At 69.5% G+C, this 22473-nt stretch carries 13 protein-coding genes and 1 pseudogene; 7 read left to right on the top strand and 7 right to left on the bottom strand.

Features of this window, described 5'->3' with window-relative positions; genetic code table 11:
- Positions 1-6: 6 nt before the first annotated feature.
- Both trmD and rplS read left to right on the top strand, forming a co-directional pair.
- On the top strand, positions 7-789 hold the full coding sequence (gene trmD, locus ACP93_RS18360; RefSeq protein ID WP_048492101.1) for a tRNA (guanosine(37)-N1)-methyltransferase TrmD: 783 nt from the start codon (positions 7-9) through the stop codon (positions 787-789).
- 131 nt (positions 790-920) lie between these two features.
- Complete coding sequence (gene rplS / locus ACP93_RS18355) at positions 921-1337, top strand: 50S ribosomal protein L19 (RefSeq protein ID WP_010342237.1); 417 nt, start codon at positions 921-923, stop codon at positions 1335-1337.
- A 304-nt stretch (positions 1338-1641) separates the two neighbouring features.
- On the opposite strand, the gene ACP93_RS18350 is transcribed toward rplS, so the two are convergent.
- Positions 1642-3102 carry an MATE family efflux transporter gene (locus tag ACP93_RS18350; protein ID WP_048492100.1) on the bottom strand — a complete coding sequence of 487 codons (1461 nt, stop codon included), beginning with the start codon at positions 3100-3102 and terminating at the stop codon, positions 1642-1644.
- A gap of 665 nt (positions 3103-3767) precedes the next feature.
- Positions 3768-3941, bottom strand: a pseudogene (locus ACP93_RS21585) (chorismate-binding protein); the annotation flags it as partial.
- Between the two features lie 235 nt (positions 3942-4176).
- Here ACP93_RS21585 and ACP93_RS18345 point away from each other — a divergent pair.
- On the top strand, positions 4177-4584 hold the full coding sequence (locus ACP93_RS18345; RefSeq protein WP_048492099.1) for an RNA-binding S4 domain-containing protein: 408 nt from the start codon (positions 4177-4179) through the stop codon (positions 4582-4584).
- A gap of 410 nt (positions 4585-4994) precedes the next feature.
- Positions 4995-5315, top strand: coding sequence for a KGG domain-containing protein (locus ACP93_RS18340; protein WP_048492098.1), 321 nt, complete (start codon positions 4995-4997; stop codon positions 5313-5315).
- A gap of 127 nt (positions 5316-5442) precedes the next feature.
- Here the strand turns inward: ACP93_RS18340 and katG are convergent, their stop codons facing one another.
- Positions 5443-7698, bottom strand: coding sequence for a catalase/peroxidase HPI (katG, locus tag ACP93_RS18335; RefSeq protein WP_048492097.1), 2256 nt, complete (start codon positions 7696-7698; stop codon positions 5443-5445).
- Between the two features lie 304 nt (positions 7699-8002).
- Positions 8003-11308: an AAA family ATPase gene (locus ACP93_RS18330; RefSeq protein ID WP_048492096.1), complete on the bottom strand. Its 3306-nt coding sequence runs from the start codon at positions 11306-11308 to the stop codon at positions 8003-8005.
- Between the two features lie 350 nt (positions 11309-11658).
- On the opposite strand from ACP93_RS18330, the gene ACP93_RS18325 reads away from it, so the two are divergent.
- The gene (locus tag ACP93_RS18325) at positions 11659-12354 is read left to right on the top strand and encodes a helix-turn-helix transcriptional regulator (protein ID WP_048492095.1); all 696 of its coding nucleotides are present in this window, start codon (positions 11659-11661) and stop codon (positions 12352-12354) included.
- A gap of 57 nt (positions 12355-12411) precedes the next feature.
- The gene (locus ACP93_RS18320; protein WP_048492094.1) at positions 12412-13071 is read left to right on the top strand and encodes a glutathione S-transferase family protein; all 660 of its coding nucleotides are present in this window, start codon (positions 12412-12414) and stop codon (positions 13069-13071) included.
- A gap of 411 nt (positions 13072-13482) precedes the next feature.
- Here ACP93_RS18320 and mutS read toward each other — a convergent pair whose 3' ends face one another.
- Positions 13483-16095, bottom strand: coding sequence for a DNA mismatch repair protein MutS (gene mutS / locus ACP93_RS18315; RefSeq protein WP_048492093.1), 2613 nt, complete (start codon positions 16093-16095; stop codon positions 13483-13485).
- Positions 16096-16548: 453 nt separating this feature from the next.
- Between mutS and ACP93_RS18310 the strand changes: the two genes are divergently transcribed.
- Positions 16549-18477, top strand: coding sequence for an alpha-L-fucosidase (locus tag ACP93_RS18310; RefSeq protein ID WP_048492092.1), 1929 nt, complete (start codon positions 16549-16551; stop codon positions 18475-18477).
- Between the two features lie 262 nt (positions 18478-18739).
- Here the strand turns inward: ACP93_RS18310 and galA are convergent, their stop codons facing one another.
- Both galA and ACP93_RS18300 read right to left on the bottom strand, forming a co-directional pair.
- Complete coding sequence (gene galA / locus ACP93_RS18305) at positions 18740-21301, bottom strand: beta-galactosidase GalA (RefSeq protein WP_048492091.1); 2562 nt, start codon at positions 21299-21301, stop codon at positions 18740-18742.
- Complete coding sequence (locus ACP93_RS18300) at positions 21298-22467, bottom strand: glycoside hydrolase family 53 protein (protein WP_048492111.1); 1170 nt, start codon at positions 22465-22467, stop codon at positions 21298-21300. Before ACP93_RS18300 ends, galA begins: the two co-directional genes overlap by 4 nt.
- Positions 22468-22473: the final 6 nt, after the last annotated feature.

Here is a 22473-nt window from a genome sequence, read left to right as displayed (position 1 = left end):
CGCCTCATGCGCATCGACGTCATCAGCCTATTCCCCGAGTTCGTCGCCCAGTGCGCCGGCTTCGGCGTGGTCGGGCGGGCGCAGGAGCGCGCGCTGCTGGATCTGCACGGCTGGAACCCGCGCGACTACGCCACGGGCGGCTATCGCAAGGTCGACGACCGCCCGTTCGGCGGCGGCCCGGGCATGGTGATGATGATCGAGCCGCTGCAGGCCTGCCTTGAGGCGGTGCGGGCGGCCGATCCGCAGCCGGCACCGCTGATCTACCTGAGCCCGCAGGGGCGGCCGCTGACCCAGGCCAAGGCCCGCGAACTGGCCGCGTTGCCGCGGCTGCTGCTGCTGTGCGGGCGCTACGAGGGCGTGGACGAGCGCTTCGTCGCCGCCGCGGTGGACGAGGAAATCTCCATCGGCGACTACGTGCTGTCCGGCGGCGAACTGGCCGCGGCGGTGCTAGTGGATGCGGTGACCCGGCTGCAGGAGGGGGCGCTGAACGACGCCGAATCCGCCGCCCAGGACAGTTTCGAAGGCCCGGACGGCCTGCTCGACTGCCCGCACTACACCCATCCGCGCGAACACGCGCTGGGCGAGGTGCCGGCGGTGCTGCGCTCCGGCAACCACGCCGCGATCGCGCGCTGGCGGCGCATGCAGGCGTTGGGGCGGACCTGGCTGCGGCGCCCGGAGCTGCTGGACGAGGCGGCGCTGAGCGCGGCCGACCGGCGCCTGCTGCAGGAATTCCGGCAGGAGCGGGAGGCGGCGCTGGCCGCCGATCAGGAAAATCCACCCAAGCCCTAGCCATGGCCGCCGGGCTGGGTTAAAATGCCCGGCTTTCCGGCCAGTGCGTTCCGTGCTTGGCCCATCCGATATCGTGCAATCGCCGTGCGGCGACTGCCGGACCACCTCACCAGACACAAGCGGTGCCCACCATGAGCAAGCTCAACAAGACCATCCTGGCCGACTTCGAAGCCGCCCAGATCCAGCGCAAGCTGCCGGAGTTCAACCAGGGCGACACCGTCGTCGTCAACGTCAAGGTGAAGGAAGGCAACCGCGAGCGCGTGCAGGCCTACGAAGGCGTGGTGATCGGCACCAAGAACGCCGGCCTGAACTCCTCGTTCACCGTGCGCAAGATCTCGCACGGCTACGGCGTCGAGCGCGTGTTCCAGACCCACAGCGCCACCATCGACTCGGTCGAAGTGAAGCGCCGCGGCAAGGTCCGCGCCGGCAAGCTGTACTACCTGCGTGGCCTGGAAGGCAAGGCCGCCCGCATCAAGGAAGATCTGGCCGCCGCTGCGCAGGCCAAGGTCGCGCGCCAGGCCGCTGCTGCTGCCGCCAAGGCCGAGTAATCCCCGGCGACCCTCGGGTCGCTGCCGCAACGGCCGCCTTCGGGCGGCCGTTTGCGTTTGTGGGGCGGGCTGGGATGTGCGCCATGGCCTGTGGTGCGTTGAGTCCCGGCGCTGTTTCCAGCCGACGCCGCGCGCGATGCCCTCGTAGGAGCGGCTTCAGCCGCGACCGGGTCACCGACCAACATCGAGAAGCATGCAGACGCTCACCAGCGAACGGTTCTGCAGGAATGCCCCGTCGCGGCTGAAGCCGCTCCTACACATGATCTGGAAACTCGGCGGTAAGGCATCGCCGCATCCCAGGCACTCAGCGCGCCGGATCCTGCGCCACCGCCACATCGGCGACCGGTGCCGGCGGTTGCGCCGGCACTTCCGCCGGATGCGCCACCGTCTCCGGCGGCGAGGGCGCCAGCATCCTGGCCTTGCGCCAGTTGCCCCAGCGGTAATACGCCAGCGACAGCAGCATCGCGCAGGTGGCGCTGGTCGGGAAACTCCACCACACCGCGTCCACACCCAGCTGCCGCTGCAGCAGTTGCGCGAACGGCACGCGGATGCCCCACAGCGACAGCGCCAGGATCAGCAGCGGCGGGATCACCGCGCCGGTGGCGCGGACCACGCCGGAGATCACGAAGGTGACGCCGAAGAACAGGAACGACCACACCGCGATGTGGTTGAGATGGCGCGCGATCTCCAGCGCTGCGCTGTGCGGCGGCAGGAACAGCGCCAGGGTCCAGCGGTCGAACAGGATCAGTGGCGCGATCAATGCGCCGGTCAGCAGGAAATTGAACAGCACACCCGCGCGCGCGGTCGCCGCGACCCGGTCCCAACGCTGCGCGCCCACGTTCTGCGCGGCCATCGACGAACAGGCCGCGCCGATCGCCATCGCCGGCATCTGCAGGTAGGCCCACAGCTGCAGCGCCGCGCCGTAGGCCGCGGAGGTGGCGGTGCCGTAGCCGTTGACCAGCGCGATCATCACGATCATCGCCAGCGAGATCAGCACCATCTGCAGGCCCATCGGCACGCCCTTGACGATCAGCGCACGCAGGATCGGCAGGTCGAGCCGGAACAGCCGCGCGTCGCGGCGGCCCAGCCACAGCACGTGGCGTTTGTGCCGCAGGTACAGCAGCAACCCGGTCAGCGATACCGCCTGTGCGATCAGTGTCGCCCAGGCCGCACCGGCGATGCCCAGCTTGGGGAACGGCCCCAGCCCGAACAGCAGCAGCGGGTTGAAGCCGATGTCCAGCACCACCGACAGCAGCAGGAAGCGGAACGGCGTGCGCGAATCGCCGGTGCCGCGCAGCGCCGCCGACAGGAAGGCGAAGGTGTACAGCAGCGGCATCGCCAGGAAGATCACCCGCAGGTAGGCCTCGGCCAGCGGCAGTGAGGCCGCCGGCGTGCCCATCGCCGCCAGCAGGTGCCGCGCCAGCCACCAGCCGCCGGCGGCGATCAGCACCGAGATGCCGATGAAGAAGGTGGCGCTGGTGCCCATCACCCGCCGCGCCTGGGCCACGTCGCCGCGGCCCATCGCCTGGCCGATCAGGATGGTGGAGGCCATGCCGATGCCGAACACCGAGCCGATCAGGAAGAACATGATGCTGTTGGCGTTGGCCGCGGCGGTGAGCGCGGCTTCGCCGAGATAGCGGCCGATCCACACGGCATTGACCGAGCCGTTGAGCGACTGCGCGATGTTGCCGGCCATGATCGGCAGCGAGAACAGCAGCAACTGGCGGCCGATCGGGCCTTCGGTGAGCACGGCGGGCTTGGGCATCGCGGGTCGGGATCGAGCGTGAGCCGGCCACACTAGCACCGACCGATGGCGGTGGGGCGATGGGTGGACCGGGGGCTGCAGCGTTCGTGCAGCAGGCCTGCATGGGGCCGGCTTGCGCCGCGCCATGGCGAGCGCGCCGTCGCGGGCGATGGCCAGTCGCACCCGAGCCGCGCGGTCGTGCGCTTGCGGCGAGGGATGGGCGCGCGTTCGGCATAGATCGCGTCGTACGGGCCTTGGGCCTCATGCACCCAAACACGGCGAGCCGCTGCGCGCCGCACCCTCACCCCAACCCCTCTCCCGGCGGGAGAGGGGCTTTGGCTTCTCCCTTCTCCCCTCGGGAGAAGGTGCCCCGCAGGGGCGGATGAGGGTGCGGACGCAGCCTCGCGCACCCGAACACGGCGAGCCGCTGCGCGCCGCACCCTCACCCCAACCCCTCTCCCGGTGGGAGAGGGGCTTTGGCTTCTCCCTTCTCCGCTCGGGAGAAGGTGCCCCGCAGAGGCGGATGAGGGTACGGACGCAGCCTCATGCACCCAAACACGGCGAGCCGCTGCGCGCCGCACCCTCACCCCAACCCCTCTCCCGGTGGGAGAGGGGCTTTGGCTTCTCCCTTCTCCCTCGGGAGAAGATGCCCCGCAAGGGGCGGATGGGGGTGCGGACGCAGCCTCGTGCACCCAACCATCGCGAGCCGCACCGGTGTAGGCGCCGCGCGGGGTCTGCTCCAGCTCGGCGATGATCTGCATGCAGCGCACCTTGGGGCAGCCGGTGATGGTGCCGCCGGGGAAGGTGGGGCCGTCCCGGAGCGCGTCCCCGCCGGTGATCGTCGATCTGTGCACGCCGCGCCCGGGCCAGCCCGCCCCGTGGCCGGTGGGCCTGCCCGCCCATCTTCGCCGCCAACCCATTCATCTCGGGGGAGCGGGTTCCTGTGCGCGCGGTGCTTGCATTGGCGTGGTCGCATCGCCATGTGTGCGGGGAGACATGTGCGCCGACGTATGCCTTCGGTCGGCGCCGTGCTTGCCGGTCCGGTCGCCCTTGGCTGCCTGCCAACCTCAATGCAAGTGGATGTCGAGCAACGCAATGAATGACTCTGTTGTGCAAGCTGCCGCGGTGCGGCTGGATGTCTGGCTGTGGGCTGCGCGCTTCTTCAAGACCCGCAGCCTGGCCAAGCAAGCGGTGGAAACCGGCAAGGTGGACGTGGCCGGGCAGCGGCCAAAGTCCTCGCGCGCGGTGCGCGTGGGCGAGCAGGTGCGCGTGCAGCGCGGCGAGGAGGTGTTCGAGATCCAGGTGCTTGGGCTGAGCGATACGCGCGGCCCGCCCAGCGTGGCGCAGACGCTGTACCTGGAGAGTGAGGCCTCGCGCGAACGCCGCGCGCAGTTGCGCGCGCAACGCAGCGCCGAGCGCAACGGCTACCAGGCGCCGGAGGGCAAGCCGGACAAGCGCGCGCGGCGGCTGATCCGCGCGCTGGGCGACATCGACATGCTTTAGGCGTGCATCGTGCTGGTCGCGCATCGCGATCGCGTGCCGTTGCCGCGCAGCCGCGTCCACACCTCTGTCTCGCTCCGCGTGTCGTAGTCGCTGGTCTGAGGCGAACGTCGCGAGCGGATCCTGTGGCGTCGCTGCTGATGGTGTTCCGGCAACGCGTCATCCGATGTGCCGTCACGGCTTGCGTGCGCGACTGCTCCGATGCAGCCGCGCGATGCTGAGAGGTGGGAGTAGGGATCGCCGTGAATCGAATCGGCCACGCGCCCAGGCTGTCGGTGGAGGCAGCGCCAAGCGCAAGCGCGAGCTCATCGACGCGCCATTCGCAGCGTCGGCACGCGGCATTTCCGCGCCGCTGCTTAGCTTGGACCTGCCCGCAACACTCCTGTTTCGGGCGATCCAAGAGGAAACGCATCATGGCCAATCAGAACCAAAACACCAGCAATCGCGGATTCGCTTCGATGGACGACGACAAGCAGCGCGAGATCGCCAGCAAGGGTGGCAAGGCTGCGCACGAGGGCGGCAATGCGCACGAGTTCAATTCGCAGGAGGCGGCGGAGGCCGGCAGCAAGGGCGGCAAGGCCGCGCACGCGAGCGGCAATGCGCACGAATTCAATTCGCAAGAGGCGGCGGAGGCTGGCAGCAAGGGCGGCAAGGCCGCGCATGCCAGCGGCAATGCGCACGAGTTCGACTCGAGGGAAGCTGCCGAGGCCGGCCGCAAAGGTGGGCAGCGCTAGACTGCCGGTGTGTTGCGTTGACACTGCAGGTGGTCGCCCTGGCCGACGGGCCAGCGCAGTTCAGTACGTGGCGCCGCGTGCTGCAGGCCCAGGCCGCGATGCGTTCGCGGCCTGGGCCTTGGCATGATCAGGCCGACAGCTTCACATCGAAGCGGTCCAGTTCCATCACCTTGCTCCACGCCGCCACGAAGTCGTGCACGAACTTTTTCTGGGCGTCGGCGCTGGCGTACACCTCCGCCACCGCGCGCAGCACCGAGTTGGAGCCGAACACCAGATCGGCACGGGTGCCGGTCCACTTCACGGCGCCGTTTTTGCGGTCGCGGCCTTCGTAGACGTCCTTCATCTCCGAGGTCGCCTTCCACTCGGTGCCCATGTCCAGCAGGTTGGCGAAGAAGTCGTTGCTGAGCACGCCCGGGCGATCGGTGAACACGCCATGCGCGGACTGGCCGCTGTTGGCGCCGAGCACGCGCAGGCCGCCGACCAGGACGGTCATCTCCGGCGCGGTCAGGGTCAGCAACTGCGCCTTGTCGATCAGCAGCGCCTCGGCCGACAGCGCGTAGCGGCGCCTAGCGTAATTGCGGAACCCATCGGCGATCGGTTCCAGCACCGCGAACGATTCCACGTCGGTCTGTTCCTGCGAGGCATCCATGCGGCCCGGCACGAACGGCACCTCGACGTTCTGTCCGGCCAGCTTGGCCGCCTGTTCCACCGCGGCCGCACCGCCGAGCACGATCAGGTCGGCCAGCGAGATCTTCTTGCCGCCGCTCTGCGCGCCGTTGAACTGCGCCTGGATGCGTTCCAGGGTCGCCAGCACCTGCGCCAGTTGCGCCGGCTGGTTGACTTCCCAATCCTTCTGCGGGGCCAGGCGGATGCGCGCGCCGTTGGCGCCGCCGCGCATGTCCGAACCGCGGAAGGTGGACGCCGACGCCCACGCGGTGGACACCAGTTGCGCCACGCTCAGCCCGGAGTCGAGCAGGGTCTTCTTGAGTGCGGCGATGTCCTGCGCGTCGACCAGCGGGTGATCCACGGCCGGGATCGGATCCTGCCAGACCAGTTCTTCGGCCGGCACGTCCGGACCCAGGTAGCGCGCACGCGGGCCCATGTCGCGGTGGGTCAGCTTGAACCAGGCGCGGGCGAAGGCGTCGGCGAACTGCTGCGGGTTCTCCAGGAAGCGGCGCGAGATCTTCTCGTAGGCCGGATCGAAGCGCAGCGCCAGGTCGGTGGTGAGCATGGTCGGCAGGTGCTTCTTCGACGGATCATGCGCATCCGGAATCACTGCCTCGGCGTTCTTGGCCACCCACTGGTGCGCGCCGGCCGGGCTCTTGCTCAGTTCCCACTCGAACCTGAACAGGTGCTCGAAGAATTCGTTGGTCCACTGCGCCGGCTTGGTGGTCCAGGTGACCTCCAGACCGCTGGTGATGGTGTCGCCGCCCTTGCCGCTACCGAAGCTGTTGGACCAGCCCAGGCCCTGGCTCTCCAGGTCGGACGCTTCCGGCTCGGCGCCGACGTGGTCGGCCGGGCCGGCACCGTGGGTCTTGCCGAAGGTGTGGCCGCCGGCGATCAGCGCCACGGTCTCTTCGTCGTTCATCGCCATGCGGCCGAAGGTGTCGCGGATGTCCTTGGCCGCCAGCAGCGGATCGGGATTGCCGTCCGGGCCTTCCGGGTTGACGTAGATCAGGCCCATCTGCACCGCGGCCAGCGGGTTCTCCAGGTCGCGGCTGTGGCGCACTTCGCTGTCGTCGTCCTTCACCAGCACGCCGTGTGCCTCGTCCACGCCCGGCGAGCCATGCGAGTACCGGTCGTCGCCGCCCAGCCACTTGGTCTCGCGACCCCAGTACACGTCCTGGTCCGGCTCCCAGGTATCGGCGCGGCCACCGGCGAAGCCGAAGGTCTTGAAGCCCATCGATTCCAGCGCGACGTTGCCGGTGAGGATCAGCAGGTCGGCCCAGGAGATGGCCTGGCCGTACTTCTGCTTGATCGGCCACAGCAGGCGCCGCGCCTTGTCCAGGCTGACGTTGTCCGGCCAGCTGTTGAGCGGGGCGAAGCGCTGCTGGCCGCGGCCGCCGCCGCCACGACCGTCGCCGGTGCGGTAGGTGCCGGCGCTATGCCAGGCCATGCGCACGAACAGCGGGCCGTAGTGGCCGAAGTCGGCCGGCCACCAGTCCTGCGAATCGGTCATCAGCGCATGCAGGTCGCGCTTGAGCGCTTCGAGATCGAGTTGCTTGAACGCCTTGGCGTAATCGAACTGCGGGTCCAGCGGGTTGGAGCGGGCGGAGTGCTGGTTGAGCAGGTCCACGCGCAACTGCTTGGGCCACCAGTCGCGATTGCTGGTGCCGCTGCCGCTGGCAGCCTGGTGGAACGGGCATTTCGATTCGCTGGTCATGGGAGGCTGCCTTGGCTCTTGGTGGACGAGATGGGGTGGCTCAGCGCCGCGATCCTGCGGCGGCGATACGGTGAAACTGGAGACACGATAGGCGCAAGCCGGGATATATAGAATTCGAATTCTTCTAATCAATCGATAGGGGGTGGCTATCGGTTCGATGGCGATGTGCCACTCGGAGCTGCCGTATCGACCGCCGCCAGCCGGTAGCGGGTGCCGCACAGTGGCCGCCCGCGTTCCCATCCCGCCAAGACGATTCGATGGGCCATCGGCCGTTGCGCAAGGGTCGATGCGCGGGCGCCGGGACTCAGGCCACAGGCATCACGTCGAAGTCTCCCCCCAGCACCCGTTCCAGCCGTCCACTGCGCCAGCCGCGGACGCTGTCGCGCACCAGCGGCGAAGGCGCGATCCGGTAGCGCCGGCACACCCGCAATTCGTCCTCGTCGATGGGCGCGCGCCGTGCCTGCCCGGGCAGGTCCGGGGCGACCCGCACCTGTACCGCGAGCCGGCGCAGGGTGGGTTCGTCGACTTCCTGTTCCTGCACGTGCAGGCCCGCTTCCGCTTCCAGCAATGCGAGCGCGCCGAAACCGGCGATGGCCAGCCAGGCATGCCCCTGCTGCGGGTCCTGCGCCAATACTTCCACCCGCATGTTGCGCTGCTCGGCCCAGGCCAGATACATCTGCAGCAGGCGTTGCCACCACTGCCGCGCTTCGGCCGGATGCCGGTGCAATTCGCTGGGGCCGATGCGCAGGTCCAGCAGCGCATCCTGCGGGCGCTGCTCCTGCAGCGCGGTGCTGGCCAGGCGCAGCAGCCACAGCAACTGCGTCAGGCGCCCCACGAACTCGCTGTCGCGCTGCGCGCTGTCCAGCCGCGCGCGCAGGCGCACGGCGGTCGCCAGCGCGCTTTCGGTGCGGTCGCGGCGCTCGATCCGGTCCAGCACCTGGAAGCGGCCCGATTGCGACCAGAAATCGCGCTCGCCCATGGTGGCGAAGTCGGCCTCGCGCGCCTGCTGCCAGGCCGGCGTGGCATGCAGGTCCTGCAGGCTGCGCAAGACTGCGTCCAGGCGCGGCAGGACAGCGCTGTCTGCGCTGGGTGCATACACCAGGTCGCGCAGATCCGTCGGCGCCGCGGTGTCGACCGCGGTGGGCAGGGGCTCTGGTGTCGGCGGCGCGTCCGGCGCGATGAAGCGCACGTCGAGGCGGTCGCCGGCGCCGCGCACGAACAGGAACTGGTCGCCTTCGGGGGCGCGTTGTTCGACGATGCTGCGGGCCAGCGGCGCGAGCAGATGCTGGTCGATCGCGCGGCGCAGCGGCCGCGCGCCCAGGTCCGGGGTGAAGCCGCGGTCGAGCAGGAATTCGATCGCCGACGGCTCCCATTCCACCGCCCAGGCGCGATTGCGCAGGCCGCGTCGGGTCAGCGTGCGATCCAGCTCCTTGTGCAGGATCTCGCGCATCAGTGCGCGATCCAGCGGGTTGAACAGCACCACGCGGTCGAGCCGGTTGACGAACTCGCGGCGGAAGGTCTCGTACACCGCCTTTTCCACGGCGCTGCGCGAGTAGCCGCCGGCGACGGTGGCGAAGCCGGGGCCGGCGCCGCGGGCCAGCGTGGCGCCGACGTTGCTGGTGAGAATGATGATGCTGTGGCGGAAGTCGGCGGTGTTGCCGTTGCGGTCGCTCAGGCGAGCGTCGTCGAACACCTGCAGGAACAGGTCCCAGACCTTGGGGTGGGCCTTCTCGAACTCGTCCAGCAGCACCACCGAGAACGGCTGTTCGCGGATGCGTGCGATCAGCGTGCGCTGCCCGCCGCTGTCGTCGCCGGTGAGCCGGTACAGCGCGTCCTCGCCCTGGAACTCGCTCATGTCCAGGCGCAGCAGGCGCTCGGGGGTGCCGAACAGCAGTTCGCCCAGTGCCTTGGCCAGTTCGGTCTTGCCGGTGCCGGTCGGGCCGGCGAACAGGAACACGCCGATCGGGCGGCGGCTGTCGATCAGTCCGGCCTTGAGCATGGCGATGCGGTCGAGCAGCGTCTCCACCGCCTCGTCCTGGCCCAGCACGCGTTTGCGGAAGAAGCGGCGCAGCGCATCCAGTTCCAGCCGTTGGCGATCGTCGATCACCTCCAGCGGCAGGCCGCTGCGCCTGGACAGCGCCTGCAACAGGGCATCGTCGTCCAGCGGCAAGCGCGCGCCGTCACCGTCCTTCGCGGCCTGCAGGGTCTCGTCGAGCAGTTGCAGCAGGCGGCCGGGTTCGTGCTGGTCGGGGAAATACTGCGCGGCCAGGCGTTCGGCTTCGACCAGGGCACGGGTGTCGATCACGTCGGTCTGCAGCGCCTGTGCCTGGGCCTGCGCCCACTGTGCGCCGATCTGTGCCAGCGCGGCGGGCGCGGCCGGTTCCAGCGTCACCACCTCGAAGCGCGAGCGCGTGGTCGGCCGCGCCACCTGCAATTGCGCCAGTTGCCGCGGGGTGATCTCGCCGATCAGGCGCAGTTCGCCGCGCTCCAGGGCCGGCAGCGCCAGATCGAGGATGCCGCGCGGATCGCGCGAATGCGCACCCTTGTGCAGCAGGTCGTAGAAGTCCGGCGCGCGCCACAGGGCGCGCTCACGGTGCAGCACCGCCAACATCTCGCGGATGCGTCCCTCCAGTTCGCCGATGTAGCTCTGCCCGGCCAGGATCTCCGCGGCGGACGCCTCGAACACGCGCCACCCTTCGGCGAGCAGGCGTTCGCTGAGCAGGTCGATCAGCACGCTCTTGCCCACGCCGTGCTCGCCGACAAGCAGCACCGGCTGCGGGGGCGTGGCCACCACGTGCTCGTAGGCGCGCTGCAAGGCCGCGTCCAGCCCAGGGTGGCGCAGGCGCAGGCGCGCCGGCACTGCGGCGACGACGCGGCCGAAGCCGCCGAGCACGCGCTGCTCGCGACGCTGCTTGCGTGCGTCGTGCAGGCGCTGCAGGAACGGTTCCAGCACGGGTTCCTTGAACTGTGCGAGGGTGTCGCCGAGCGCGGTCAGCGCTGCATCGTCGAGTTCGTCGAAATCCACCGGGCGGTCCGCCGGGGCCTTGCTTGCGGCCCACTGCAGATAGGCGCGCAGGCGTTGCCGGAACGGGACGATGTTCCACCACCAGTCGCGTGCGTGGCGCAGCAGCGCGTGCAGATGGTCGGCATCCGGCAGGCGCTGCAGGTAGTCGAACAGGAAGCTCAACGGATACGAGCCCAGGTGCGGGAGCATGTCCAGGACCGCATCCGCATCCGGGTGGCGGCGCTGCGCCAAGGCCTGCGCCGCCATGCACGGCAGCACGTAGCCTGGGCTGCCCAGCGCCTCGACCAGTTCCTGATGGGAGAACTCCGTGCCCGCCAGCAGCGCCACGCCTTGCTGGAACTGCGGAATCTGCGCCAGATCGGCAGGGCTGTGGATCTGCTCGTCCTGCGCTTCCACCTGCTGGCGCAGCCGCTGCAGATGTTGCGCCGGGGTCTCCTGCGTTACTTCGGGCGCGGTGTGATTGTTGTCGCTGGTATCGGTTGCCGGTGCAGGCCGTTGCGCGGAGGCGCTGCGCCCGCGAGGGCGCGCCAGATGCAACAGCACCGCGCCGACGACCACGCCGATGGCGAAAAGGGCAAATTCCATCGTCGCCGCCTCAGTCCCGACTGCCGCAGTGGCCGCTACGCGGGCGCGGCGTGTGCATGACGCCTGCCGCGGCGCGGCCGACAGGGGGGCGTGACGACGTTCGCGAGCGTGGCTGCATGCAGTCCCTCGTTGGATGTGGCCGCCGCGGACGCATGCGGCCTGTGCTGGTGTCGCCGGTCCACTTGCGGTGAGCAGGGCGGCGCGTTCGCCGTGGAGTATAGGAGGCCCTGTTTCCTCCAGGCGACAGCGTCGCTGCGCAGGACGACACCGATCCGAATGCAGCGGCAGGCCGACGCTGCCTGGCGCAACGGCGGCTCCCGTCGTCGGCGCCTCCCCACTATCCTGTCGCGATGACCCAACGCGCCACCCGTCTGCTGCGCCTGCTCGACGCCCTGCGCGGGCGTCGCCGCCCCGTGGCTGGCGCGCAGCTCGCCGCCGACCTGGGAGTGAGCCTGCGCACGCTGTACCGCGACATCGCCAGCCTGCGCGGGCAGGGCGCCGACATCCTCGGCGACCCCGGCGTGGGCTACGTGCTGCGCCCGGGCTTCCTGCTGCCGGAGTTGAATTTCAGCGAGGACGAGCTGGAAGCGCTGACTCTGGGCGCGCGCTGGGTGGCGAGCCAGGCCGATCCGGAACTGGCGCAGGCCGCGCAGCGCGCCATCACCCGGATCGGGGCGTCGTTGCCGGCGCCGTTGCGGCTGGCGCTGGAGACAAGCGGGCTGCTGGTGCCGGCGGCCCCGCCCGCGCAACCGGCGGCGCCGTGGCTGCCGGTCCTGCGCCGCGGCATCCGCCTGGAACACGTATTGCACATGGACTACGCCGATGCCGGCGGTGTCGCCTCGCAACGGCGCATCTGGCCGTTCGCGATGGCCTTCCTGGGCGGCTTCGGCATGATCGCGGCGTGGTGCGAACTGCGCGGCGACTTCCGCCATTTCCGTGCCGACCGGGTGCTGGCGCTGCACGACGACGGCGAACGCTATCCGGACCGCAGGCATCTGCTGATCCGGCGCTGGCGCGCCGCGACCGGACACCGCGTCGGCTCCTGACAGCGGCTGTCAACAGGGGCGGCGCAGACTGCACGGCGTCCACCACGGAGTCCGACCATGTCCCACGATCTTGTGCTCTACACCCATCCCATGTCGCGCGGCCGCATCGCGCGCTGGATGCTCGAAGAAACCGGCCTGGCGTACCGCGCGCAGATCCTCGACTACGGCACCGGCATGAAGGCACCGGCGTACCTGGCGATCAACCCGATGGGCAAGGTGCCGGCGTTGACCCACGGCACCACCACCGTCACCGAGAATGCGGCGATCTGCGCTTACCTGGCCGATCTGGTGCCGGAGCGGCAGCTGGCGCCGCCACTGGGATCGCCGGCGCGGGGCGATTACTACCGCTGGCTGTTCCTGCTCGCCGGGCCGGCCGAGGCCTTCCTGACCGCCAAGCAGCACGGCACGCTGGCGCCGGCGCACAGCGCCGGCTACGGCCATGGCGAGGACCTGCTGGACATGCTGGAGCAGGGCGTCGCCGGTCGCGAGCACCTGGCCGGCGACCGCTTCAGTGCGGCCGACCTGTATGCCGCCGCGTTCCTCGGCTTCTACACGCGCATCGGTGTGCTGCAGGCGCGGCCGGCGTTCGTCGCGTTCGTGCAGCGGCACATGGCGCGGCCGGCGGCGCAGCGTGCAGCGGCCATCGACGATGCGCTGCTGGCCGCGCATCCGAACCCGTTCATGCCGCGCCCGAATGCTGTGCCGGCGACCGCGTAGCGGAAGGTGGGCCACTGGTGGGTGTGCCCGTGTGGACGGACCCTCACCCCAACCCCTCTCCCGGTGGGAGAGGGGCTTTGGCACTTCCCTTCTCCCACCGGGACCATGGCCCCCTTTTGGGGGAAGGTGCCCCGAAGGGGCGGATGAGGGTGCGGGCGCAGCCTCGTGCGCCCTGACACTGCGAGACGCTTCGTGCCGGACTCTCACCCCAACCTCTCTCCCTGTGGGAGAGGGGCTACGGCGCTTCCCTTCTCCCTCCGGGACCATGGCCCCCTTTTGGGGGAAGGTGCCCCGCAGGGGCGGATGAGGGTGCGGGCGCAGCCTCGTGTGCCCTGACATTGCGAGACGCTTCGCGCCGGACCCTCACCCCAACCCCTCTCCCGGTGGGAGAGGGGCTAAATCGCATGCCGCTTACAGCAGCGACTTGAGCCGGTACAGCGCTTCCAGCGCCTGCTTGGGCGTGAGTTCGTCCGGATCCAGTGCGGCCAGCGCCTCCTGTGCGGCGGAGGGCGTGGCCGCGAACAGGCCGAACTGCTGCGGCGCGTCCAGGGCCTGCGGCGCCATCTGCGAGGCGTGGCTCTCGCCGCCGCGCTGTTCCAGTTCCGCCAGGCGCCGCCGTGCCTGCGCCACGGTGATCTTGGGCAGGCCGGCCAGCGCCGCCACCTGCAGGCCAAAACTGCGGTTGGCCGGGCCGTCCTTGACCGCGTGCATGAACACCAAGCGGTCGCCGTGCTCGACCGCGTCCAGGTGCACGTTGGCGATGCCGCTGGGGCCGCCTTCGACCGATTCGTCGGCCAGCGCGGTCAGCTCGAAATAGTGCGTGGCGAACAGCGTGTAGCAGCGGTTGTGGTGCGCGAGGTGGCGGGCCACCGCATCGGCCAGCGCCAGGCCGTCGTAGGTGGAGGTGCCGCGGCCGATCTCGTCCATCAGCACCAGCGACTGCGCGGTGGCGTGGTGCAGGATGTAGCTGGTCTCGGCCATTTCGACCATGAAGGTCGACTGGCCGCGGGCCAGGTCGTCGCCGGCGCCGATGCGGGTGAGGATGCGGTCGATCGGGCCGATCACCGCGCGCCGCGCCGGCACGTAGCTGCCGATGTGCGCGAGCAGCACGATCAGCGCGTTCTGGCGCATGTAGGTCGATTTACCGCCCATGTTCGGGCCGGTGATGACCAACATGCGACGGTCGGGATGCAGGTCCAGATCGTTGGGTTCGAACGGTTGCTCGCGCACCGCTTCCACCACCGGGTGGCGGCCGCGCTCGATGCGCAGGCAGGCGCCGCTGTCCAGCTCCGGCTGGGTCCAGTCCAGCGCCTGCGCGCGTTCGGCGAAGCCGGCCAGGACGTCCAGTTCGCTGAGCGCGGCGGCGGCGCGCTTGAGCGGCTCCAGGCGCTCGCCCAGCGTGTCCAGCAGGCCTTCGTAGAGCAGCTTCTCGCGCGATAGCGCCCGTTCGCGCGCCGACAGCACCTTGTCCTCGAAGTTCTTCAGTTCTTCGGTGATGTAGCGCTCGGCGTTGGTCAGGGTCTGGCGCCGGCTGTAGTGCACCGGCGCCTTGTCGGCCTGGCCCTTGCTGATCTCGATGTAGTAACCGTGCACGCGGTTGTAGCCGACCTTCAGCGTAGCGATGCCGCTGCTGGCGCGTTCGCGCGCTTCCAGATCGATCAGGAACTGGTCGGCGTGGGTGCTGAGCCGGCGCAACTCGTCCAGTTCGGCGTCGTAGTCGGCCGCGATGACACCGCCGTCGCTGAGCTTGAGCGGCGGCTGCTCGGCGATCGCCGACGCCAGCAGGTGCGCGATTTCGTCGTGCTGGCCCAGTTCCGCCGCCAGCGCCGCCAGCCGTGGCGAATCCAGCGGTGCCAGGATCGCGCGCACCTTCGGCAGCAGGCCCAGGCCGTCGCGCAGCGTGGAGAAGTCGCGCGGGCGCGCCGAGCGCAGGGCGACGCGGGTGAGGATGCGCTCGACGTCGCCGAGCGCGCGGAACGCCTCGCGCAGGTCGGCATCGGCGCCGCGGTCGATCAGCGTGCCGACCGCGTGGTGGCGCTGCACCAGCACCTCGCGCAGGCGCAACGGACGGTGTAGCCAGCGCCGCAGCAGGCGCCCGCCCATCGGCGTGACCGTGCTGTCGAGTACGCCGAGCAGGGTGTTGCGGGTGTCGCCGTCGACGCGCGTGTCCAATTCAAGATGACGGCGGGTGGCCGCGTTCATCGCGATCGCCTCGCTGGCGGTCTCCATCGCGATCGCGGTCAGGTGCGGCAGACGCTGCTTCTGGGTTTCCTCCACGTAGCCGAGCAGGGCGCCGGCGGCGGCAGTGGCGCGTGGTTTGTCGTCGATGCCGAAGCCGCTCAGATCGTGCACCTGGAAGAACGCCAACAATTGGCGGCGGCCGCTGTCGGCGTCGAATAGCCACGGCGCCCGGCGGCGCACGCCGCGGCGCTCGCGCAGGAACTCCGGCCACTGGTCCTCGTCGGGCACCAGCAGCTCGGCCGGCTCCAGCCGCGCCAGTTCCGCTTCCAGCGCGTCCTCGCTGTCCACCTCGTTGACCAGGAAGCGGCCGCCTGCCAGGTCGGCCCAGGCCAGGCCGTAGCCCTGCTTGGTGCGCGCGATGGCCATCAGCAGGGTGTCGCGGCGCTCGTCCAGCAGTGCCTCGTCGGTCACCGTGCCCGGGGTGACGATGCGCACCACCTTGCGCTCGACCAGGCCCTTGGCCAGCGCCGGATCGCCGATCTGCTCGCAGATCGCCACCGACTCGCCCAGCGCCACCAGTCGCGCCAGATAGCCCTCGTAGGCATGCACCGGCACCCCGGCCATCGGGATCGGCGCACCGCCGGAACTGCCGCGCTGGGTCAGGGTGATGTCCAGCAGCCGCGCGGCCTTGCGCGCGTCGTCGTAGAACAGTTCGTAGAAATCGCCCATGCGGAAGAACAGCAGCAGGTCCGGGTACTCGGACTTGGCGGCGAAGAACTGCTTCATCAGCGGGGTGTGTTCCACCGCGCTTCCAGGTGCTTGAGTTTTTTCTCGATTCTGCATTTGATTCAAAGGCTTAAAAGATTTCGTGATGATTGGCCGTGGGCAAGTATGGACGGGTGGAGCCAACAAATGACAGGAGTGGTGCCACTCCCGCCCACTGCATGGCGAGGAGCGCCTCTCCTGCCGATCTTCCGTGGAGCTCCGGTGCTGTCCCGTGTCCGTGGAGTCTTGCAGCAAGACCGATCAATGGCGCGCGCGATGTCCCATCCGTGCGCAACACCTGCATCACCGCATCCATGCCGGCTGTGGACGCGGCATCCGACTGACCGGAGGCCAGCGCGTGGTGGCGCGGGAAGGGAGTCCACGACAACGTAAGGTGCATTCCCCAAAGGCAGCGAAGAATCGCCTCAGGATGGGAGCTCTCTCCCTTGCGCAGCGGTCCGTGACATCGGGGTGGCACAGTTCTGCCTGTGGAAAAGCTAAGATCCGAGTTCGCATGCGTGTGGGGCGCCAATGATCGACCGTCGTACCTTTCTTGTCACTGGTGTTGCGGCCGCCGCAGCAAGTTTCAGCGCATCCGCTGCGGGAATCGCGGCTGCGCCGCGCTCCAGCGCGCCTGCGCCATGGGGCGCTGTCCCCAGCGCGCGGCAGTTGCGATGGCATCGGTGGGAGCAATACGCCTTCGTGCACTTTGCGATGAACACCTTCACCGACAAGGAATGGGGTTACGGCGACGAAGATCCGCGCAGATTCGACCCCAGCGATTTCTCCGCCGATCAGATCGTCGCTGCTGCAAAGGCCGGTAATCTCAAGGGACTCATCTTTACCGCCAAGCACCACGATGGCTTCTGCCTGTGGCCGACGCGCCTGACCGAGCACTGCATTCGCAATTCGCCCTACAAGAACGGCAAGGGCGACATCGTCGGCGAAATGGCCGCGGCTTGCCGGCGTGCCGGCCTGGCCTTCGGCATCTATCTTTCTCCCTGGGACCGCAACCACGCCGAGTATGGCCGTCTCGGCTATCTCGACTATTTCCGCAAGCAGATTGTCGAGCTGTGCACGGGTTATGGCGACCTGTTCGAGTTCTGGTTCGACGGCGCCAATGGTGGCGACGGTTACTACGGTGGGGCGCGCGAGACGCGCAAGATAGATGCCCCCGCTTACTACAACTGGCCGCGGATGATCGAGCTGGTCCACCAATACCAGCCGATGGCCTGCACCTTCGACCCGCTGGGCGCGGATATCCGTTGGGTCGGCAACGAGGAGGGCGTGGCCGGCGATCCGTGCTGGCCGACCATGCCCAATGCGCCTTACACGCAGGAAAACGGCAACGCTGGCGTGCGTGGTGCAGCCCTGTGGTGGCCGGCGGAAACCAACACCTCGATCCGCCCGGGCTGGTTCTACCATGCCGACGAAGACGGCAAGGTGCGCAGTCCGGAGAATCTGGTGCGCTACTTCGATACCTCGGTCGCGCGCGGCACCAACATGAACCTCAATCTTCCGCCGGACCGACGCGGCCGCATCGCCGACCACGACGTCGCGGTGTTGAAGAGCTTCGGCGACGCGATCCGCGCCAGCTTCGCCATCGATCTGGCCAAGGGCGCCAAGGCCAGCGCCAGCGCGTCGCGCGGCCCAGGGTTCGAGCCGGCGCGCGTGCTCGACCGCCAGCCGGACAGCTACTGGTCCACGCCGGACGAGATCACTACGCCAACGCTGACACTGGAGCTGTCGGAGGTGCGCAGCTTCGACCTGATCCGGCTGCGCGAATACCTGCCGCTGGGCGTGCGCGTCACCCGCTTCGCGATCGAAGCCGAGGTGGATGGGCAATGGCAGCGCTTGGCTGAAGCGCAATGCATCGGCGCGCAGCGGATCCTGCGGCTCGATCGTCCGGTCGCCGCACGCCGTGTGCGCCTGCGTGTGCTCGAGGCGCCGGTCTGTCCGGCGATCAGCGAATTCGCGCTGTTCCGCGCGGTGGCGCCAGTTGCGGTCGCCCGGCCCACGACGAACGCGCCGGACGTGCTGTCCACCGCGGGTTGGCGCATCGTCGCGGCCAGCGCGCCGGGAGCGGAGAAGTTGCTCGACGACGATGCCGGCACGATCTGGGTCGTGCCCGCTCCCACGCCGGGCCATCCCGCGCAGGTGACCATCGACCTCGGTGCGCTGCGTGACGTCGCTGGCTTCAGCCTCACCCCCTCGCGCACGGTGATGAACGGTGCGGCGCCGCCGAAGGGCTATCGCGCCGAAAGCAGCGAGGATGGCCAGCACTGGCAGCCGGCCGGCGGCGGCGAGTTGTCCAATATCGCCTACGCGCTCGCGACCCAGCGTCTGAATTTTCCCGAGGTCCGCCAGATCCGTTACCTGCGCCTGTCGTTCGCCGAAACGGCGGTGCCCGCCGAGCGGCTGGCGATCGCCGGTATCGGTGCCTTCTCGCGCTTGCGGTGAGGGCTGGCGCTCCCGCGCCGCGATGCGCGGTGGGGGAGCGCGCATCGCTGGGGCGATGCAGCTTTGTGGGTGCGGCGATGCTGGCGAGGCGTCGTGGATCGGCTTCGGAATGAAGCGCCAGCCGCTTCACTTCAGTGTGCGTAGCGATCGTGCCGACCACGGCTTGGGCGGGCGTAGATGGCGCGTAAGCGCCGCGTAGGAGTACCGAGCCGGGAGCGCATGACGATGGCGCCGCGCAGCTTCTTGAAAGCGGGTGCCCGCATCAGGCGACGAACGGCCGCGGCTTGGTGCGCACACTCTTCAGCGCCAGCCGCGCCGGTGCCAACCCCGGCGCCGTGGCCTCCAACGTCAGCGTGCCCGCCGTGCGCGTGGTCTGCAGCAAGGCCATGCACAGGCCGTTGAAGGCCCGGCGATGGTCGGCCTTGTCGCTTTCGTGGCTGGACGGGTCGCCGTTGCCCACGCCGATCAGGCGGCCGGGGCCGTGGACGGTGAAGTGCACGGCGTCGCTAGCGGTCGGCACGATGCGGCCTTGCGCATCGACGATTTCAACTGCGACCACGGCGACATCCTCGGCGTCGGCCAGCAGGGTCGTGCGTTCGCAGCGCAGGCGCACCCCGGCCGGGGCGCCCACGGTCTCGCGGAGCTGCGTCAGCACCTGCTTGCCGCCGCGGTAGCCGCGCGCTTCGATGCGGCCGGGTGCGTAGCGCACGCGCCACTCGACGTGGCCGTAGGCCGGCACCTGCTGCAGGCCCTGGCTGACGCCGTTGACCAGCAGTTCCACCGCGTCCAGGTTGCTGTGGCACCACACGTCGACCATGCCGTTGTCGCGCTCCTCCAGCAGGCCGTCCCAGTTCCAGTGCGGGAACAGGTGCAGCACCGGCTCGGCGGTCCACTGCGCGCGGTAGTACCAGTAGTTGTCCTTGGGAAAGCCGCAGCTGTCGAGGATGCCGAACTGCGAGGCCACGTTCGGCCAGCGGTTGTACGGAGTCGGCTCGCCGCGGTAGTCGAAGCCGGTCCAGACGAAGCCGCCGGCGATGTACGGCCGCTGCGCGACATAGCTCCACCAGGCTTCGGCGCTGCTGGCCCACCAGGGGTAGTCGAGATCGTAGGCGCGCGCATAGCCGCGCACGTCGTCGGTGCGGTAATTGCCGCGCACGCCGACGGTGCTGCCCGTTTCGCTGCCGTAGACCGGGATCTGCGGATGGCGCGCATGGAAGGCGTCCATCTGCGTGGTGCGGTAGTTGAAGCCGACCACGTCCACGACCTGGCCGACACCGTCGTCGAAGCCCTTGTCCATGGCGAAGGTGGTGGGGCGGGTCGGGTCCAGGCGCCGCACCAGGCGCTGCATGCGCGCGACGATGCGCGCGCCGCGCGCGGTGACCATCTGCGGCTCTTCGTTGCCGAGCGACCATAGCATCACGCAGGGGTGGTTGCGGCCGCGCCGTACCATCGACGTCAGCTCGGCCATGGCCTCGTCGTCGGAGGACATGCGCCGGGTTTCATCGATCAGCAGCAGGCCCAGCCGGTCGCACAACTCCAGCACCGCCGGCGAGGCCGGGTTGTGCGCGCTGCGGTAGGCATTGCAGCCCATCGACTTGAGCTGGCGCAGGCGCCATTCGTGCAGGCGGTCGGGAATGGCGGTGCCGACGCCGGCATGGTCCTGGTGGTTGTTGGTGCCGTGCAGCTTGTAGGCGGCGCCGTTGAGCAGCAGGCCGCGCTGCGGGTCGAACTGCAGGCGGCGCACGCCGAAGTGCGTAGTGGTGGCGTCGCAGGTGCGGCCATCGCCGAGCAGGCGCGTGGACAGGGTGTAGCGCTGCGGGTTCTCCGGCGACCACGGCGCGGGCGTGCCCAGGTCCAGGGTCTGCTGCACGCGCTGCACCACGCCCGGTTCGACCGTGATCGGCGCCGAGCTGGCCTGGGCGACGACGTGCCCATCCGGGGCGCGGATCACCGACACCACGCTGCACTGGCGCGGCGTCGCGCCGTGGTTGCCGAGTTCGGTCTCCACCAGCGCCTGCGCGTCGCCGGCATCCCAGGCGCTGCGCACGTAGACGCCGTCCAGCCGCACGTGCAGCGCGTCGGTGGTGCGCAGCCAGACGTGGCGGTAGATGCCGGCGCCTTCGTAGAACCAGCCTTCGCCGAGGGTGGCGTCCACGCGCACGGCGATGATGTTCCTGGCGCCGTAGTCGAGCACGTCGCTGAGGTCGACCTCGAAGCCGCAGTAGCCGCTGCCGTTGCGGCCGACGATGTGGCCGTTGCAGAACACGATGCAATCGCGGAACACGCCGTCGAATTCCAGGCTGATCCGCTTGCCCAGGTCCTCGGCCGGAATCTCCAGCACGCGCCGGTACCAGCCGACGCTGGTCTGCGGATCGGTGCGGCCCAGCGGCATGTAGCCGTGCGCGGCGGCCGGGTCTTCGCCGTTGACCAGGGTCGAGGTCGGGTCCTGGCGCGGTGGCAGCGCCACCGCCCAGTCGTGCGGCAGGTCGACGCGTTCCCAGTCGCTGTCGTCGAAGGCGAGCAGGGCCGCATCGGCGGTGTCCTTGCCGGCCTTGGCGTAGGTGCGCTGGAAGGTGCCGAAGTTGAAGTCGCGCGCCGGGTCGTCGGCGTGGCCGAGGTGGAAGCGCCAGCCGCCATCGCAGAGCAGGCGCTGGCGCGGCGCGTCGTCGTCCAGGTCCAACGAGAGCGGCGCAATGGCAGTGCCGCCAGCGGGCGTGGCGGCCAGCGCGGCCGGTGCCAGGGCCGCGGCCGCGCCAGGCACCGCCACCTGCATGCCGCCGGCGACCAGCGAGCGCAGCAGGTCGCGGCGGCTCAGTTCGATCATGGCCGCGCGTCCGCTGCGGGCGCGGCGGCGTTGTCAGCGGCCGGAGCCGGCCGGTAGGTGTGTTGCATGAAGCCGATGCCGGGCAGCAGTTCGTTGCCATGGCGGAAATCGAAGAAGCTGGCGTTCTCCCACGAGGAGCCGACGCCCCAGCGGGTCTTGCAGGTGTTGCTGGTCCAGGCCGGCTCCCAGTACACGACACCGCTGCCGCCGTTGTCGACCACCAGTTGGGTGAGGTCGACCAGGTAGTTCAGCTGGCCCTGCGGGGTGGCCGGGTAGCCCTTGATCAGCGAGTCGGCGCCGAGCAGGTTGGGCGAGGGGTCGCCGCTCTCCAGCGTCCACGGGTAGGCGGTCTCCACCACCATCACCTCGGCCGGATAGCGCTGGCGCAGGCGCTTGATGGTGGCGCCGAGCTGGTCCATGGTCTCGCGCGACCACTTGCGGTAGTAGCTGATGCCGATGAAGTCGAAATCGCGCACGCCGGCCTTGGCCGCGGCGGCGAACCATGGCTCCACGTTCTCCGGCTGGGCGATGTGCAGCATCACCTTGGGCTTGATCGTCGAGCGCGCGCCGGCATCGCGCACCGCCTGGATGCCGGCGTTGAACAGCTTGGCGTTGCGGCTCCAGTCGATCGGCCGGCGCTTGTCCCACGGCTGGCTGTCCATCAGGTCGGAATTGCTCTCATTGCCCACCTGCACCAGTTCCGGCATCAGCCCGGCGCGGTCCAGCGCGCTCAGCGTGTCGTAGGTGAAACCGTACAGCGTGCGCGCCAGTTCGTCCTGGTCGGTGATGTTGGCCCAGGCCTTGGGGATCAGTTGCTTGTCGCCGTCGGCCCAGTCGTCGGAGTAGTGGAAGTCCAGCAGCACCTGCATGCCCTGCGCGCGCGCCCGGCGGATGGTCTTCTTGACGTCGCTCAGGTCGCTGTAGCGGGTCCAGCGCGCATCGTTCCACAGGCGCACGCGCACCAGGTTGGCGCCGTGCGCGTGGAACAACTCGAACGGGTCGCGCACCGTGCCGTGGTCGCGGTACTGCACGCCGCAATCCTCCATCTCGTTGACGTAGGACAGGTCGGCGCCCAGGTACAGCGTCCCCGCGCCGGCCATGGGCGCGGCGAGGGCGGCGGCGAGGGCCAGCGCGAGCGCCGGCAGCCAGGTGCGTTTGGATCGCATGCGGGT

The organism is Xanthomonas sp. NCPPB 1128 (genome assembly GCF_001043115.1).
Classification (GTDB): Bacteria; Pseudomonadota; Gammaproteobacteria; order Xanthomonadales; family Xanthomonadaceae; genus Xanthomonas_A.
This window is presented reverse-complemented; position numbering and strand designations above follow the sequence as displayed.